This window comes from Staphylococcus sp. GDX7P312P (genome assembly GCF_008385775.1).
Lineage (GTDB): Bacteria > Bacillota > Bacilli > Staphylococcales > Staphylococcaceae > Staphylococcus > Staphylococcus haemolyticus.
In genome coordinates this window covers 1-16,410 of record NZ_VUKI01000005.1, presented here as the reverse complement: position 1 = coordinate 16,410, position 16,410 = coordinate 1, and the positions used below count along the sequence as shown (strand labels likewise).

Genomic DNA, 16,410 nt, shown 5'->3' with positions numbered 1-16,410 from the left:
TATGATTCTAAACGCATGGCAAAATGCGGATACTAATATACAATATCGTATTTTAAATGCTTTAATAAAAGAAGGCATTTGGCAAGAACAAACTATTATTACAACTAAAGATGATCAATTAGATATACAATATCATGGATGTATACTTTCTACTCACTTTAATCATAACAGTGTAATGTCAAGGTATGAATTTGTAGGACCAATTACATATCAATGTGGTGCTAATATAATGGAAGTATCAACAGTAGAAGCTTTATTAGAAATATTAAGTAATCATTTTGACATTAATATACATCAGCAATTAATAGATGAAATAATACATAGTAGAGATAGTTTTGTTGAAATTTATAAACAATTTTATCAACGTCAACATAATGTGCAATCTAGTATGCAATTTTCTGGTATGCCAACAACTTTAAATTTTTTTGCATGGTTACAACATTTGAGTGACGCGAATGAAATCAATGATTTGTTATATTCAGAAAGCTTAGTATTAGAAGGTCATCCTACACATCCACTTACTAAAACGAAACTGCCATTAACTATGGATGAAGTTAAAATGTATTCACCTGAGTTTGAAAAAGTAATACCGTTAAAAATTATGTTAATCCATAAAGACTGTGCACAAGCTACGTGTATAGATAATGATGAAGATTATATATTGAAGAAAGTAATACCTGAATATCAAACAAGAATTAGAAAATATGCACAGTCTATTCATATTTCGTTAGAAGACTATTTTGTGATATTAGTACATCCATGGCAATACAACCATACTATCTACGATAAGTTTGCGAATTGGATTGAAAATAAGTTTTTATTAACAACACCATTTGATGTCGATTCGAAAGCAACACTATCATTTAGGACGATGGCACTCATCAATAAGCCATATCATATAAAATTACCTGTCAATGTACAAGCAACGAGTGCTGTCAGAACAGTTTCAAGTGTTACAACGGTAGACGGACCTAAATTAAGTAGCGCTTTACAAAATGTATTAAATCAATATCCACAACTAAATGTTGCATTAGAACCTTATGGTTTATGTGCGAAAACAAATGACGAGGATGCTAGACAGCTAGCATGCATTGTCAGAGAAACACCTTATATTGCAAACAATGGGGTGACTATTGTTACTGGTGCATTGGTTAATCCTAATCCAATTGATCGACATATTACAGTTGATAGTTATATCGAATGGGTTAATGGTGAGTTAAATAATATAGGTATATTAACCTTTATTCAAAATTATAGTCGACAACTTATTACGCCTTTAATCAATTTAATTCAAGAGTATGGCATAGCTTTAGAAGCGCATATGCAAAATACTATAGTTAATTTAGGACCTAATTATCAAATGAATTTTATTGTGCGTGATTTAGGTGGGTCTCGTATTGATTTAAATACACTTACGCATAAACTGAAAAATATCAACGTGTCCAATCAAAGTTTATTGGCAGATTCAATTGAAGAAGTGATTGCGAAATTTCAGCATGCTGTTATTCAGAATCAGTTAGCTGAATTAATTCATCACTTTTCAAAAACGGAATTTGTAACTGAAGAAGAATTGTTCTCTCTAGTTCAAAATGAAGTTAAATTAGCAATAAATGATAATAAACCACATGCTCAAGCTTTAAAAGATGTACTCTTTGGTTCAAAGATTACTGTTAAGGCATTATTACGCATGCGTATGAGCAATAGAGTGAAAAAATATTTAAATATCGAACTTGATAATCCAATTAAAGATGAGGTGAGATAATTGGCTCAAATCAATATAAACTTATCTAAAATTGAATATAATGCAGATGTACTAAGAACGTTATTAGAAAATAATGATATACATTTAACCCCAGTAATTAAATGTGTAGCTGGTGATAGTCGAATTATCGAAACATTAATTCAATCAGGGTTCACCCATTTTGCAGAATCAAGACTTGAAAATATAAATGAAGATTTCAAAGGGCAATGTGATTATCTTTTACTAAGACCAACATCTAAAAAACATTATACTCAACTGATTAAATCAGTGAAAATGAGTATGCAAACTGAAATTGAGTCAATTAAAGAGATTAATGAGATTGCTAAACAGTTAAATCAAAAACATCAAATTATGTTAATGATAGATTGGAAGGATAGACGTGAAGGGGTTATAACTTATGATGTACTAAATTATATTGAAGAAATCATCAAAATGACTCATATTCAATTAATAGGTATTGCATTTAACTTTATGTGTTTCAAGTCTTCGGCTCCGACTGAAGAAGATATATTAAAGATAAATCAATTCGTTGATGCTATTGAATATAATTTAGGGTTTAGACTAAAAGTTGTATCAGGTGGAAACTCAAGTATGATACCCCAATTAATGTACAATGATTTGGGTAGGATTAATGAGTTACGAATAGGCGAGGCATTATTTAGAGGGATAGATACTACAACAAATCAATCTATACCCATGCTTTTTCAAAATGCAATTACATTAGAAGCGGAAATTTTAGAGATTAAACCACGTCTATCTGACAATAACCAATGCTATTTACAAGCGATTGTAGATATTGGATATGTTGACACAGACGTAAATAAAATTAAACCTATTAAGAATGATGTTAGCATTGTTGGTGCATCAAGTGATCATCTAATGATTAATTTAAATAATCAAGATTACTATAAAGTTGGTGATATTATAGAATTTGCTATGGAGTATGAGGCGCTTTCTCAAGTAATGTATCATAACCATATGACAAAGCACTATTTTAAGGATAATTATATTCACTCTTTGAATAGTAAGATGGTCAATTCTCCATTATTGATTAATAAAAAATGTTAATCAATTCTTTGTAGGTATTATTAATCATATAAACTTTAATAAATGAATTAGCCTTTAATTTTGAATTTATTCTGATTAATGGCTTTTTATTTTATCATTTATAGGTAAAATCCATTAATAATTAAAATTCTAATCTACTTTTATAAAAAATTTAAAAATTATACTAAATTATATTGACATTGATAATCGTTATCAATAAACTATGTATTGTAAACCTATACATATTAAGGAGTGGAATTCATGAAAGGCTTTAAGTTTGCAGGTATAGTCGCATTATTATTTGCATTAGTTTTAGTTACTGCTTGTGGTAATGTTAGCAATAATGGATCAGGTGATTCAGGTAATAAATCGTCATCGAAAGATTCTATTAAAATTAAACACGAATTAGGCACAACTAAAGTTCCTAAAGATGCTAAACGTGTCGTAGCGTTGGAATTTTCATTTGTAGATGCTTTAGCGGCACTAAATGTTAAACCTGTTGGGGTTGCTGATGACAACAAACCAAATCGTATTATTAAACCATTAAAAGAAAAAATTGGAGATTATAAATCTGTTGGTGCTCGTAAACAACCCAACCTAGAAGAAATCAGTAAATTAAAACCAGATTTAATTATTGCAGATAGTAACAGACACAAAGGTATTTACAAAGAATTAAGTAAAATTGCTCCAACAATTGAATTAAAAAGTTTTGATGGAGATTATAATGATAATATAGAGGCTTTTAAAACAATTGCCAAAGCTTTAAATAAAGAAGATGAAGGTAAGAAACGTTTAGAAGAGCATAAAGAAAAACTTGCAAAATATAAAGATGAAATTCAATTTGATAAAAATGAAAAAGTATTACCAGCTGTAGCGTCTAAATCTGGATTATTAGCTCATCCAAGTGAATCTTATGTAGGTCAATTCTTAAGTCAACTTGGCTTTAAAGAAGCATTAAATAAAGACGTCACTAAAGGGTTAAGCAAATATTTACAAGGACCTTATTTACAACTTAATGCAGAAACATTAAAAGACGTCAATCCTGAACGTATGTTTATAATGACTGATGGCGCAAGTCCTAAAGAACCATCATATCAAGAAATGAAAAAAGATCCGGTTTGGGACACATTAGATGCGGTTAAACATAATCGTGTAAGTATCGTTAGTCGTGATACTTGGGCAAGAGCTCGAGGGTTAATATCTTCTGAAGAAATGGCTAAAGAACTTGTAGAAATTTCAAAGAAAGATAAAGAAAAGTAAGGTGGCAAAATATGACTATTAGATCTACTGATAGTCAATCTGCTTTAGACAAAGCAAATAAGAGACGCACTGCACTCACATTTATTGTGAGTGGGTGCTTTCTTTTTATTTTTGCTTATTTTAATTTAGCGATTGGCTCGTCTGAAATTCATGCTAAACATATTTTTGAATACTTTTTTACATCTATAAATAATAAGCAAACATTTCTAATTCATAATGTGAGAATGCCAAGAATGATTGGTGGGTTATTAATTGGCGGTGCGTTAGCCTTAGCTGGCCTCTTAATGCAAGCGATTACTAGGAATCCATTAGCGTCTCCACAAATATTTGGTGTTAATTCAGGTGCATCATTTGTAATAGTATTAGTGACGATATTAATACCTTCATTAGGTAACTATGCAACATATCTGGCATTCTTAGGGGCATTTATTGGCGGACTAACTGTATATATACTATCTGGTTCAACGAAAAAAATAACGCCAATTAAATTAGCTCTTGCTGGAATGGCAATTCATTTATTTTTCAGTAGTTTAACGCAAGGTATCATAATACTAAATGAAGATTCTAATACCACTGTTATGTTCTGGTTGGTAGGATCTCTTAATGGATTGAAATGGACTGCAGTATTGTCAGTTATGCCTTGGCTAATATTATCACTAATTATAACTATGTTATTAGGACGTCAATTAACCATTATGGAATTAGGGGACGACATAGCGAAAGGGTTAGGACAAAAGACCCAATTGATTAGAATTGTAATAGGTATACTTGTAATTGTATTAGCAGGTGCATCTGTTTCAATAGCTGGACCGATTGGATTCATTGGTTTAATCGTCCCTCATATAGTTAAACGTTATATAAGTAAAGATTACTTCTTAATGGTGCCTTTAACTTTTTTGATAGGTGCCGATTTATTATTACTATCAGATATGTTAAGTAGACTTATTACATTTCCTTACGAATCTCCAGTTGGTATTGTCACTTCATTTGTTGGGGCAATTTATTTCCTATTAATAACTTTAAAAGGGGTGAAACGAATATGACAAAACGACAATTATCTATTCGTTACACTGTTGTAATCATCTGCTTAATTGTAAGCATATTTGTAAGTTTATGTGTTGGTTCAACAATGTACAGTCCTTTGAAAGCAATTCACGGAATTCTAAAATTCGATGATTTCATTTTAAACGAGTACCGAATTCCAAGAACGTTACTAGGTTTAGTTGTAGGAAGTAGTTTGGCCATTTCTGGTGCGGTGATTCAAGGGGTAGTTAGAAATCCACTAGCATCTCCAGATGTTATAGGTATAACTAAAGGCGCAAGTTTGGCAGCTATTATAGTAATTATGCTATTTCCTTCAGCGCCGCTATTAGTACTACCTATTGGTTCCTTCATAGGTGCATTATTTATTAGTTTGATTTTGTCATTTTTAATTTCTAAATATAATATTAAAGGCTCAACTTTAGCTTTAATAGGGTTAGCTATCGGTGCTATATGTACCGCTGTAGTTCAATTTTTACTTATTAGAAACCCTATGGATGCAAACAATGCATTAGTTTGGTTGACAGGAAGTTTATATGGTCATACTATTGAAAATTTCTATTCAATCATACCCTGGTTTGTTATAACCTTACCACTCGTATTATGTTTAAGTTATCAATTAGATATTTTAAATTTAGGAGAAAATATTGCTACGGCACTTGGTGCAAGAGTACAAAGACTCAAAATGATCTTACTTATTTTGTCGGTTATGCTGGCTGGTGCCTCCATTTCAGTAGTAGGCGGTATAAGTTTTCTAGGCCTAATTGCACCACATATCGCCAGATCTATTGTAGGTCAGCGTTACTTCCATGTTGTAATTATGTCTGGTTGTATAGGTTCAATTTTAATCTTGTTCAGTGATGGGTTAGCGAGAGGAATTCATCCACCATTAGATATACCTGTGGGTGTAATAATTGCTATCATTGGGGTGCCATATTTCTTATTTTTATTAAGACGAATTTAATGAAATATAAGAGCTAATTATTCTCATATTTATGATGAAAATTAGCTCTTTTTATATTGCATATCATTTAAAAATGATATATAGTATTTAACATGCTATTTATAAAAATGCATATATTCTTATATTTATATAAAAGTTCGTTGTTTTACTAAATATATTTACATAATCAATGTATATAAAAGCATCAATAATGAGAAAGAAAGAGGTTATTAGTGGTGGAAGGTTACTCAAAGCAACAGATTGCCAAAGGTAGAGCGAAATTCATAACTATGTCTATTATTGGAATTATACTTTTCTTAATTCCAGTACCAGTTACACAAGATGGTGAGAAACAAACTACATTACCTGTAGCCTTTTTAGCAAATTGGCTAAAAGGTCTACTAGGTGATGCAATGCCAATTATTATAATTTTTATTATTACATTGTCTGCAATATTAACAGTACTTTATTCGACAATTTTTAAAAATAAAGTTAAACCAGGCGGATTATTAGATAGTGCATTTAAAGTTGGTCCAGTCTGGATGACATTAAGATTATTAGCCGTCGTCTTTGTATGGATGACCTATTTTAAACTTGGTTCAAAGGTTATTTATTCAGAGGACACTGGTGGTTTAGTGTTTTATGATCTTTTACCTACATTGGTTGCAGTATTTTTATTTGCTGCACTATTCTTACCTTTTTTAATGGAATATGGTTTATTAGAATTTTTAGGCCCCTTATTTAGACCAATTATGAGACCATTATTCACATTGCCAGGGCGCTCTACAGTGGATAATTTAGCTTCGTTTATTGGTGATGGAACTGTAGGTGTCCTAATAACAAGTCGTCAGTATGAAAGAGGCATTTACTCTAGAAGGGAATCCATAGTGATTTCTACTACGTTTAGTGTCGTTTCTATTACTTTTGCTATCGTTATTGCAGAAACTGTGGGATTACAACATAAATTTTTTGCGTTTTATTTAACTGTAATTATTTCATGTTTTGTTGCTGCAATGATTATGCCACGTATTTGGCCATTAAACAAAATACCTGATGAATTTACTAAAGAAGTTTCTGAGAATACTAGATTAGAAAAACTACCTGAAGGTAAAACGGCACTGGGATATGGTTTTGAAGAGGCAACTATTGTTGGATTGAAAGCACCAGGGTTTAAAGAGTTTTGGAAATCCGGTTTAAAAACTGTAATAGATATGTGGTTTGTTATCCTTCCAGTCGTTATGAGCATCGGAACGCTTGCGACTATGATAGCTAATTATACGCCAGTTTTTTCAATTATTGGTCAACCTTTTATTCCAATACTTGAATTATTACAAATACCAGAAGCGGCTAAAGCCTCTGAAACATTATTGATTGGTTTTGCAGATATGTTCTTACCATCTATATTAATTGCTGATGCGCACAGTGAGATTACAAGATTTGTAATTGGTGCTTTAAGTATTTCTCAATTAATATATTTATCAGAAGTTGGTGGTGTAATATTAGGTTCTAAAATACCGGTAAGTTTAGGTAAATTATTTATGATTTTCCTAATTAGAACTGCAATCACTTTACCAATTATAGCGTTATTGGCTCATTTATTATTATAAAATAGTAAAGGCAATGAAGTTAAAGGTTAGAAATGTTGAAATAAACAATTCCTAACTATACTTCATTGCCTTTTTTTAATTTAATGTAGATAATACCGTAGCTTTAACAATTTCACTGCTAATCACCGGTGAAGATTCAGACGATGTTTTGTCTCTGTTTTGATGTGCTTCTTTAAATGCATCGCTTTTAGTCCAAGCTTCAAAGTCTTTTTCAGTCTCCCACCATGTATTTACGTACATGTCTTCACTTTCATGATCTCGTGCCACTTTCCAAACTTCAATTTTATGAAAACCTTGCAATGCTTCAATTTTTCCACCTTTAGTGAATCTTGGCGCCATTTTTTCTGCAAATCCTTTTTTTACGGTGATTCTATTTGTAACAACAAACATAATTTAACCTCCTTATCTAAGTGTAGTTTAATTAATATTAAGAAAAATACAAAGTAATACAGTATTTATTATTTTAGATTAAAAAACTGTCAACTACATAGCGGAAGTTGACAGTTTATTTATAACTTTGCGAATGAAAAATGTATATTGTTATTACTTAGTTAATTCGTTATAAACCTTTTGGTCATTGTGCGTATAAATAATGTATTCATGATCATCTGTATCAATAATCACTCTATTAGTTTTACCAAAGGTAGAACCTATACGTGAAATATTTTTAGAATCTAAATCTGGAACGGCATGAATTTCTTGGTCTTGTGAAATATTTTTAATTTCACTAGTAGGGATTTTGATATCAGCTACTCTCCATTGAATTCTAACTTCATTATTATCTTTCTTAACAGTCATTGCCATTAAAGAACACATCCTTTATGTTATTTATGTCTATATCATATATCAGTGTGTAATCGTTTTCAAGTATTAATGATATACTTTTTAAATTTTGTGATACACTATTTAGTCAACACCGAAAATATGTTCGTATTTTAGAGTGGTTTATGTTAAAATGTTCTGTATAAAGGAGAAGGTTTATGACAGGCAAAACTCACGTATCTGCTGGATTACTAGTAGGTGCATTAACAACCGAACACTTTCAAACAGATTTGTTCTCAACTGTTACAGTAATATGTTTATCTGTAGTTTCAAGTTTATTACCAGACATTTGTCACACTGGAAGTAAAATTGGTAGAAAATTAAAATTGCTTAGTTTAATTATAAGGCTGTTATTCGGTCATAGGACATTCACTCACTCCTTATTATTTATAGGTATCATTATATTTCTCCTTAATTTGATTCAAACTCCTACTTACTATTTGGTTTCTATTATCGGTGGTATGGCCTCTCATGTTATACTAGATATGTTAACGCCAAGGGGAGTAAAGTTACTTTATCCTATTCCTCTTACTATTAAGTTCCCGTTTACCTTTAAAACTGGTGGCTTAGTCGATGTATCACTGGCTACTGCATTAAGTATTGGCGCATTATACATATTATTTCAAACTTCTATTAGTCATTTATTAAAATATATAAGTCAGTCCATTTTAGGGTAACTATCAAATAATGAGAGTATGAATACATATTGAATTAATCACAAGGAGAGTTAAAATGTTAGATCAAAATCAATTAAAGAAATATAATCAAGAACATTTGAGTGAATATGAAAAGTTAATGAGCAGCAATGAAAAAGAAAAATTAGAATCGAAAGTAAATGAATTAGATTTAGAAAGTATTCAACAATTATTTCAAGATTTATATGTTAACCGTCAATCAATTTCTGATGTGTCATCTGTTTCAGAAGTAAAATATCTACGCAAGACTGAATTGACTAATCAAGAAAGTGATAAATATGAACAAAAAGGCATAGAAGCAATACGAAACGGTGAATTTGCAGTTTTATTAATGGCCGGTGGTCAAGGTACGCGTTTAGGTTATAAAGGCCCTAAAGGTTCATTTGAAATAAAAGGAGTTAGTTTGTTTGAATTACAAGCACGACAATTACTTAAACTTAAAAAGGAAACTGGTCATTTAATCAATTGGTATATCATGACTAGTGATATCAATCATGAAGAAACGTTATCGTACTTTGAACAACATGATTATTTTGGTTATAACCCTGATAATGTACATTTCTTTAAACAAGAAAACATGGTCGCGTTAAGTGAAACTGGGCAATTGGTACTTAATGAACAGGGATATATAATGGAGACGCCAAACGGAAATGGTGGTGTATTTAAATCATTAGAAAAAAATGGTTACTTGGATAAAATGGCATCTGATGGTGTGAAATTTATTTTCTTAAATAACATTGATAACGTATTAGTTAAAGTATTAGATCCATTATTTGCTGGGTTTACAGTGGTAAACGATTGCGACGTAACTTCTAAATCAATTCAACCTAGAGATGGTGAAAGTGTCGGACGATTAGTAAATCAAAATAGTAAGGACACGGTACTTGAGTATTCTGAATTGGATGAAGCGGTCGCTAATACGTTTGATAATGCAAACATTGGAATTCATGCCTTTAAAGTTGCATTTATTAAACAAGCAGTAAATAATGATTTACCATATCACTTAGCAGTGAAAAAATTAAAGCAATTAGATGAAGATTTTGGAGTTGTTGAAAAGCCAACATTGAAATTTGAATTGTTTTACTTTGATATTTTTAGATATGCAACAAGTTTTGTAACGTTGCAAGTTAATAGAGAAGATGAATTTTCTCCACTTAAAAATAAAGAAGGCAAAGATAGTGTTGAAACTGCTACATCAGATTTAGAACGTTTGAATTTAATTTAAAAGGTGGTGGAGCCAGATGTCTAACTCAACTAAGAATGTAAAAGGTACTGTTGTCGAATCATTTAAAGACATCATTCCTCTATCTTTCGGTGAAGAAATTGGTAACTCAGTTTCACATGGTGTAGCTGCGTTACTTACACTTTTTTTACTACCATATGCTGCAGTTCATAGTTATATAGCACATGGAACGTTAAGCTCAGTTAGTATTTCTATATTTGTAATTAGTATTTTTATGATGTTTATCTCTTCAACTATATATCATGCAATGAAAAATAATACTGCTCACAAATATATTTTAAGAATTATTGATCATAGTATGATTTATGTTGCTATTTCAGGTACTTATACGCCAGTTTTATTAACTGTCGTAGGAGGATGGGTTGGTTGGTTTGTATTCATATTACTTTGGGTTACTACAATTTGGGGAATTTTGTATAAGTCCATTTCTGTTAATGTGAATCCTAAATTAAGTTTGATTGTCTATTTAGTAATGGGATGGGTTGGTATTATTTTTCTACCTATTATCATTATGCGTACATCTTGGTTATTTATCTTATTCATTGTACTAGGAGGCTTATCTTACACTATTGGTGCTTGGTTTTATGCCCAAAAAAACCGTCCATACTTTCATATGATTTGGCATATTTTTATCGTAATCGCTTCAATGTTTCATTTAATAGCAATACTTTATTTTATATAGAGAATTCAAAATAAGGTTGATGATTTTATCGGTCATCAGTCTTATTTTTTATTAAAAGTAATCATTCTATTGCATGTAAAATAAAATGTTGATTATCCTATTAAAGAATCTGAAATTTATTTAGGAGGAATAATGTTCATGAACTTTAAATCAATAGGTATCGTCGTAACTTTAGTTTTAACTATGTTTATGGCTGCAATAGAAAGCTCAATTATCTCATTAGCGATGCCCACTATAAGAACTGATTTAAACGCTGGTGCATCTATATCATTAGTATTTACTGTTTATTTCATAGCGCTTGTAGTTGCGAATCCTATTGTTGGTGAATTATTGACAAGATTTAAAATATTATATATTGCAATGGTAGGCGTGTTTTTATTTGGTATTGGTAGTTTAATGTCAGGAATGAGTGGCACATTTTTAATGCTTATTATCTCTAGAATCGTTCAAGGATTGGGAGCAGGAGTTATGATGTCGCTGACTCAAATTGTTCCAAAATTAGCATTTGAAATACCATTTAGATACAAAATTATGGGAATAGTAGGAAGTGTCTGGGGAATTTCAAGTATTATTGGACCGTTATTAGGTGGGGCAATTTTAGAGTTTGCAACATGGCATTGGTTATTTTTTATAAACATTCCGATAGCAGTTATTGCAATCATACTTGCATTTATTACTTTTCATTTTCCAGAAGAAGCAGAAGTTAAATCCTCAAGCTTCGATGTTAAAGGACTTTCTTTCTTTTACATATTTATAGGATTATTTATGTTTGGTTTATTGAATAAGTCATCAGTAGTATTAAATATTATTTCATTGATGTTAGCTTTCATTTTTATCTTTATTTTATTTAAATTTGAGAGCAAAATAAAACATCCATTTATCCCAATTTCAGAGTTTAATCGTTCAGTTTCACTAGTGTTTATAACAGATTTATTAATAGCTATGTCTTTAATGGGATACAATTTATACATTCCAATCTACTTACAAGATCACTTACATCTTTCACCACTTCAAAGTGGTTTGGTAATATTCCCACTATCAGTAGCTTGGTTAGTTTTAAATTTTAACTTAGCAAAGGTAGAAGAGAACTTAACTCGAAAAGCATTATATATTAGTGCTTTTACATTATTATTGATTAGCAGTATCATACTCATGTTTGGTCTCAAATTACCATTATTAATAGCAGCAACAGTAATTCTTGCTGGGTTAAGTTTTGGATTTGTTTATACAAAGGACAGTGTCATCGTTCAAGAAGAAACAGATCCTAGACATATGAAAAAAATGATGTCTTTCTATGCATTAACTAAAAATTTAGGTTCATCAATAGGTTCAACTGTAATGGGATATTTCTATGCTATGTCAGTTGGAATCATGGATGGGCATTTTTACAATATATTATTTGCAGTTTCATTAGTCGCTATTCTTCTTATTATTATGTGGTCAACGCTTTATAGATCAGATGTATAGAGTGTTTAATCATTCAAATGTAATATAATTGAAGAATAATAAAGTTTTAGACTAACGTACTTTAAATTTTATATCGTGATTTATTAATGATAAAATGACCGTGTATAAAAGGAGGACAGAAAGATGAAGTTTTTTAAAAATAATTATAAAAATATTTTATCAACTTTACTTGTCCTCACTATCTTTATCATTTCAGGTGCTATTTTTTTAATGTTTTTAGGATTTGGTTTATTTGGATTAAGTCGAATTCTAATTTTTTTTAAGCTAGGTTATTTTACCTACAATAAAAATTTAGTAGATAATTTAGTTTATTATGGTAGCTATATTGTTTTTGGTTACTTCATTTTATTTGCCATTGAACATTTAATGGACTATTTTAGAAAACAATTGCCCAATAATCCATATTTTAATGGCAGTTTGTACCACTTGATTTCATACGTTGTTACTACGATACTCTTCTATTTTATTATTCACATACATTACGTTTATATCGAGATTGATTTTTGGGTTATTTCAGTCATCATAGGATTGTTATATATATTTAAAATTATATTTTATCCAGATAGTGAGAACCTTAATAATAAGAAATAGCAAGCATTTAGTTTGCTTGGCATACTAAAGTTTGATTGAATATAAAAATATGTATGAAATAAAAGGAGTTTATATATGGCGAATATAGAAGTATCCACAAAAAAACGGAACCTTATCGTAGCGGTAATGCTATTAAGTGCATTTATCGCTATTTTAAATCAAACTTTACTAAATACGGCTTTGCCACACATTATGAGAGAATTAAATACATCTGAAAATACTGCTCAGTGGTTAGTAACAGGCTTTATGCTTGTAAATGGGACGATGATTCCTTTAACTGCTTATCTGATGGATCGAATAAAAACAAAACCATTATATTTAGTTTCAATGGGAATTTTCTTAGTTGGTTCAATTATAGCTGCCATTGCACCTAGCTTTGGTGTCCTAATGTTTGCCAGAGTGATTCAAGCTATTGGTGCCGGAATTATTATGCCACTCATGCAGTTCACATTGTTTACTTTATTTTCAAAAGAGAAACGTGGATTTGCAATGGGATTGGCTGGTTTGGTCATACAATTTGCTCCAGCAATAGGTCCTACGTTTTCAGGGTTAATTATTGATAATACAAGTTGGAGAGTGCCTTTCATTATAGTTGTAGGCATTGCGCTTGTAGGATATATATTTGGTGCTATCACGCTATCTAGTTATAACGAGACTAAAAAGACAGCGTTAGATAAAAGATCAGTTGTTTATTCAACGTTAGGATTCGGATTAATGCTTTATGCGTTCAGTAGCGCAGGTAATTTGGGGTTCACTAATCCAATTGTTATAATCTCGGCCATTATTGGTATTCTAATAGTTATCACATTTATTAGAAGACAGTTAAGTATCACTAATCCTTTGTTAAACCTCAGAGTTTTTAAAAGCAAAATATTCACTTTCAGTACTATAACTTCAATGATTGTAATGATGTCAATGGTAGGTCCAGCCCTCTTAATTCCTTTATTTGTTCAAAATGGACTTGGGTTGAGCGCATTTATGTCTGGATTGGTCATTATGCCCGGAGCCATTTTAAACGGTATAATGTCTGTTTATACAGGTAAAATATATGATAAGTATGGGCCTAGACTTTTAATTTTAATTGGTTTCATTATTCTTATCGCAACAACGGCATCTTTAAGTTTCTTGAAATATGATTCATCATACACTATGTTAGTTGTTGTTTATGCTATAAGAATGTTTGCAGTTTCATTACTAATGATGCCTATCAATACTGCTGGCATCAATGCACTTAGAAATGAAGATATATCACATGGTACTGCCATCATGAACTTCGGTCGTGTTATGGCCGGCTCTCTAGGAACAGCTTTAATGGTCACTTTTATGAGTATTGGTGCAAAAATACTAAGCACTGGTTCTTCAGCAAGTTCAAACCATGAAATATTACAAAGACAGAGTGTTGCAGCTGGTGTAGATTTATCGTTTGCAATAGTAACTGGTCTTGTAATTATTGGTTTTATTTTCTCTTTATTCATCAAAGAGGAAAGACACTATAATAAAAATTCAACAAATACACGGGATATGTAATTCTCATATTGATAAAAGTTAGCGAACAGATAGTGAGCTAACTTCTTTTTTTATACATTTAAAAAATATATACTAATTTAGAAAGTCAATACATATTAATATTTGATATTATAGAGGTATAAAGAATACTAAGGGGGATTTTCATTGTTAACGGTAGATCAAGTGAAAGAAATAGTTGGAGCATTAAAAGATCCAATTATAGATGTACCACTTAAAGAGACAGACGGTATTGTAGAAGTAACTATCAAAGAAGAAATAGAGCATGTTAGTGTCAAAGTGGCAATGGCACAATTAGGCGGACAACCGCAATTAGATTTACAAATGGCAATAGTTAAAGCGCTTAAAGATAATGGTGCTAATACTGTTGGCATAAGATTTGAAGAATTACCTGCCGAAACGGTTGAGCAATATACTGGTAAGAAGGAAGAACAACCTAAGACCATTGAAGGGCTTTTATCTAAAGACAATCCTGTAGAATTTATAGCGATCGCTTCAGGAAAAGGCGGTGTAGGTAAATCTACAGTAGCAGTAAATTTAGCAGTAGCCTTAGCCCGCGAAGGTAAACGTGTTGGTTTAGTTGATGCGGATATTTATGGTTTTAGTGTTCCAGATATGATGGGTATTGATGAGAAACCAGGAGTTCAAGGAAAAGAGATTATTCCAGTAGAACGTCATGGAGTGAAAGTTATATCAATGGCCTTTTTCGTAGAAGAGAATGCACCAGTAATATGGCGTGGCCCTATGTTAGGGAAAATGTTAACCAATTTCTTTGTAGAAGTGAAATGGGGAGAACTTGATTACTTACTATTAGACTTACCTCCAGGAACAGGTGATGTAGCTTTAGATGTACATTCAATGCTACCAAGTAGTAAAGAGATAATTGTAACGACACCGCATCCTACTGCAGCATTTGTTGCGGCTAGAGCAGGGGCAATGGCAAAACATACCGAGCACTCTATTCTCGGTGTTATCGAAAATATGAGTTATTTCGAAAGTAAAGAAACAGGTAATAAAGAATATGTCTTTGGTAAAGGCGGAGGACGTAAACTAGCAGATGAATTAAATACTCAGTTATTAGGAGAACTACCATTAGAACAACCTACTTGGAATCCTAAAGATTTCTCACCCTCTATTTATCAAGCAGATGATCGTTTAGGAAAAATCTACACATCTATCGCTCAAAAAGTGATTGCATCTACAATTAAAAAATAAAGATAGATTTAGTGTAAAATTGACGCATGGAATTTTAAATTTCATGCGTTTTTTCTATTGCAAAATATCTTGAATCTGATAAAATAATTTCTTGTGAGTAACACATCCATTTGAATAATAAATAATTTATAATTTAGTTCAAAAAAGTGTTGACGTAATACTTTTATCTTGATATTATATAAAAGTCGTCAAAAACGGAATGTTAATTCTTTATAAAGTTTGTTTTGATGGTGTAAAAGTTACCATTGCAAAACAAATTAAGATGACTTAAAATATTAAAAGTAATCAACAAAAGTTATTGACTTTGTTAAATGAAAGTTATATAATTAAGAAGTTGATTTTAAAAAATGAACATTGAAAACTGAATGACAATATGTCAACGTTAATTCCAAAACAGTAACTTAAATGTTAAAAACACTATTAAGTATTATGAGCTAATCAAACATCATAAATGTTTATGGAGAGTTTGATCCTGGCTCAGGATGAACGCTGGCGGCGTGCCTAATACATG

The 16,410-nt window shown here is 31.0% G+C and carries 15 protein-coding genes; 13 read left to right on the top strand and 2 right to left on the bottom strand.

The window, feature by feature from the left end:
- Position 1: 1 nt before the first annotated feature.
- From F1592_RS01745 to F1592_RS01720, 6 genes are all read left to right on the top strand, one after another.
- On the top strand, positions 2 to 1,762 hold the full coding sequence (locus tag F1592_RS01745) for an IucA/IucC family protein (RefSeq protein WP_149809438.1): 1,761 nt from the start codon (positions 2 to 4) through the stop codon (positions 1,760 to 1,762).
- Entirely contained in the window at positions 1,763 to 2,830 is a 1,068-nt protein-coding gene (locus tag F1592_RS01740; RefSeq protein WP_053016677.1) for an alanine/ornithine racemase family PLP-dependent enzyme, read from the top strand.
- Positions 2,831 to 3,070: 240 nt separating this feature from the next.
- Entirely contained in the window at positions 3,071 to 4,069 is a 999-nt protein-coding gene (locus tag F1592_RS01735) for an ABC transporter substrate-binding protein (RefSeq protein ID WP_037536078.1), read from the top strand.
- Positions 4,070 to 4,080: 11 nt separating this feature from the next.
- A complete protein-coding gene (locus F1592_RS01730) occupies positions 4,081 to 5,112 on the top strand; it encodes a FecCD family ABC transporter permease (protein WP_053016678.1) in 1,032 nt (343 codons plus the stop codon).
- Complete coding sequence (locus F1592_RS01725; RefSeq protein ID WP_053016679.1) at positions 5,109 to 6,074, top strand: FecCD family ABC transporter permease; 966 nt, start codon at positions 5,109 to 5,111, stop codon at positions 6,072 to 6,074. The genes F1592_RS01730 and F1592_RS01725 overlap by 4 nt, the downstream gene beginning before the upstream one ends.
- A 269-nt stretch (positions 6,075 to 6,343) precedes the next feature.
- Positions 6,344 to 7,660 carry a YjiH family protein gene (locus tag F1592_RS01720; protein WP_267918339.1) on the top strand — a complete coding sequence of 439 codons (1,317 nt, stop codon included), beginning with the start codon at positions 6,344 to 6,346 and terminating at the stop codon, positions 7,658 to 7,660.
- 75 nt (positions 7,661 to 7,735) lie between these two features.
- Here F1592_RS01720 and F1592_RS01715 read toward each other — a convergent pair whose 3' ends face one another.
- The gene (locus tag F1592_RS01715) at positions 7,736 to 8,050 is read right to left on the bottom strand and encodes a heme oxygenase (protein WP_037536087.1); all 315 of its coding nucleotides are present in this window, start codon (positions 8,048 to 8,050) and stop codon (positions 7,736 to 7,738) included.
- A 153-nt stretch (positions 8,051 to 8,203) separates the two neighbouring features.
- Positions 8,204 to 8,464 carry a SunI/YnzG family protein gene (locus F1592_RS01710; RefSeq protein ID WP_011275180.1) on the bottom strand — a complete coding sequence of 87 codons (261 nt, stop codon included), beginning with the start codon at positions 8,462 to 8,464 and terminating at the stop codon, positions 8,204 to 8,206.
- Between the two features lie 176 nt (positions 8,465 to 8,640).
- Here F1592_RS01710 and F1592_RS01705 point away from each other — a divergent pair, with 176 nt between their 5' ends.
- From F1592_RS01705 to F1592_RS01675, 7 genes are all read left to right on the top strand, one after another.
- Positions 8,641 to 9,159, top strand: a complete 519-nt coding sequence (locus F1592_RS01705) for a metal-dependent hydrolase (RefSeq protein ID WP_053016680.1) — start codon at positions 8,641 to 8,643, stop codon at positions 9,157 to 9,159.
- 55 nt (positions 9,160 to 9,214) lie between these two features.
- The gene (locus tag F1592_RS01700; protein WP_037536090.1) at positions 9,215 to 10,402 is read left to right on the top strand and encodes a UTP--glucose-1-phosphate uridylyltransferase; all 1,188 of its coding nucleotides are present in this window, start codon (positions 9,215 to 9,217) and stop codon (positions 10,400 to 10,402) included.
- 16 nt (positions 10,403 to 10,418) lie between these two features.
- Positions 10,419 to 11,102, top strand: coding sequence for a PAQR family membrane homeostasis protein TrhA (trhA, locus tag F1592_RS01695; protein ID WP_149809439.1), 684 nt, complete (start codon positions 10,419 to 10,421; stop codon positions 11,100 to 11,102).
- A 138-nt stretch (positions 11,103 to 11,240) separates the two neighbouring features.
- Positions 11,241 to 12,569, top strand: a complete 1,329-nt coding sequence (sdrM, locus tag F1592_RS01690) for a multidrug efflux MFS transporter SdrM (protein ID WP_053016682.1) — start codon at positions 11,241 to 11,243, stop codon at positions 12,567 to 12,569.
- Between the two features lie 123 nt (positions 12,570 to 12,692).
- Complete coding sequence (locus F1592_RS01685) at positions 12,693 to 13,160, top strand: SepA family multidrug efflux transporter (RefSeq protein ID WP_016931351.1); 468 nt, start codon at positions 12,693 to 12,695, stop codon at positions 13,158 to 13,160.
- Positions 13,161 to 13,235: 75 nt separating this feature from the next.
- Positions 13,236 to 14,687 carry an MDR family MFS transporter gene (locus F1592_RS01680; RefSeq protein ID WP_053016683.1) on the top strand — a complete coding sequence of 484 codons (1,452 nt, stop codon included), beginning with the start codon at positions 13,236 to 13,238 and terminating at the stop codon, positions 14,685 to 14,687.
- A gap of 144 nt (positions 14,688 to 14,831) precedes the next feature.
- Positions 14,832 to 15,899: a P-loop NTPase gene (locus F1592_RS01675; protein WP_037536100.1), complete on the top strand. Its 1,068-nt coding sequence runs from the start codon at positions 14,832 to 14,834 to the stop codon at positions 15,897 to 15,899.
- Positions 15,900 to 16,410: the final 511 nt, after the last annotated feature.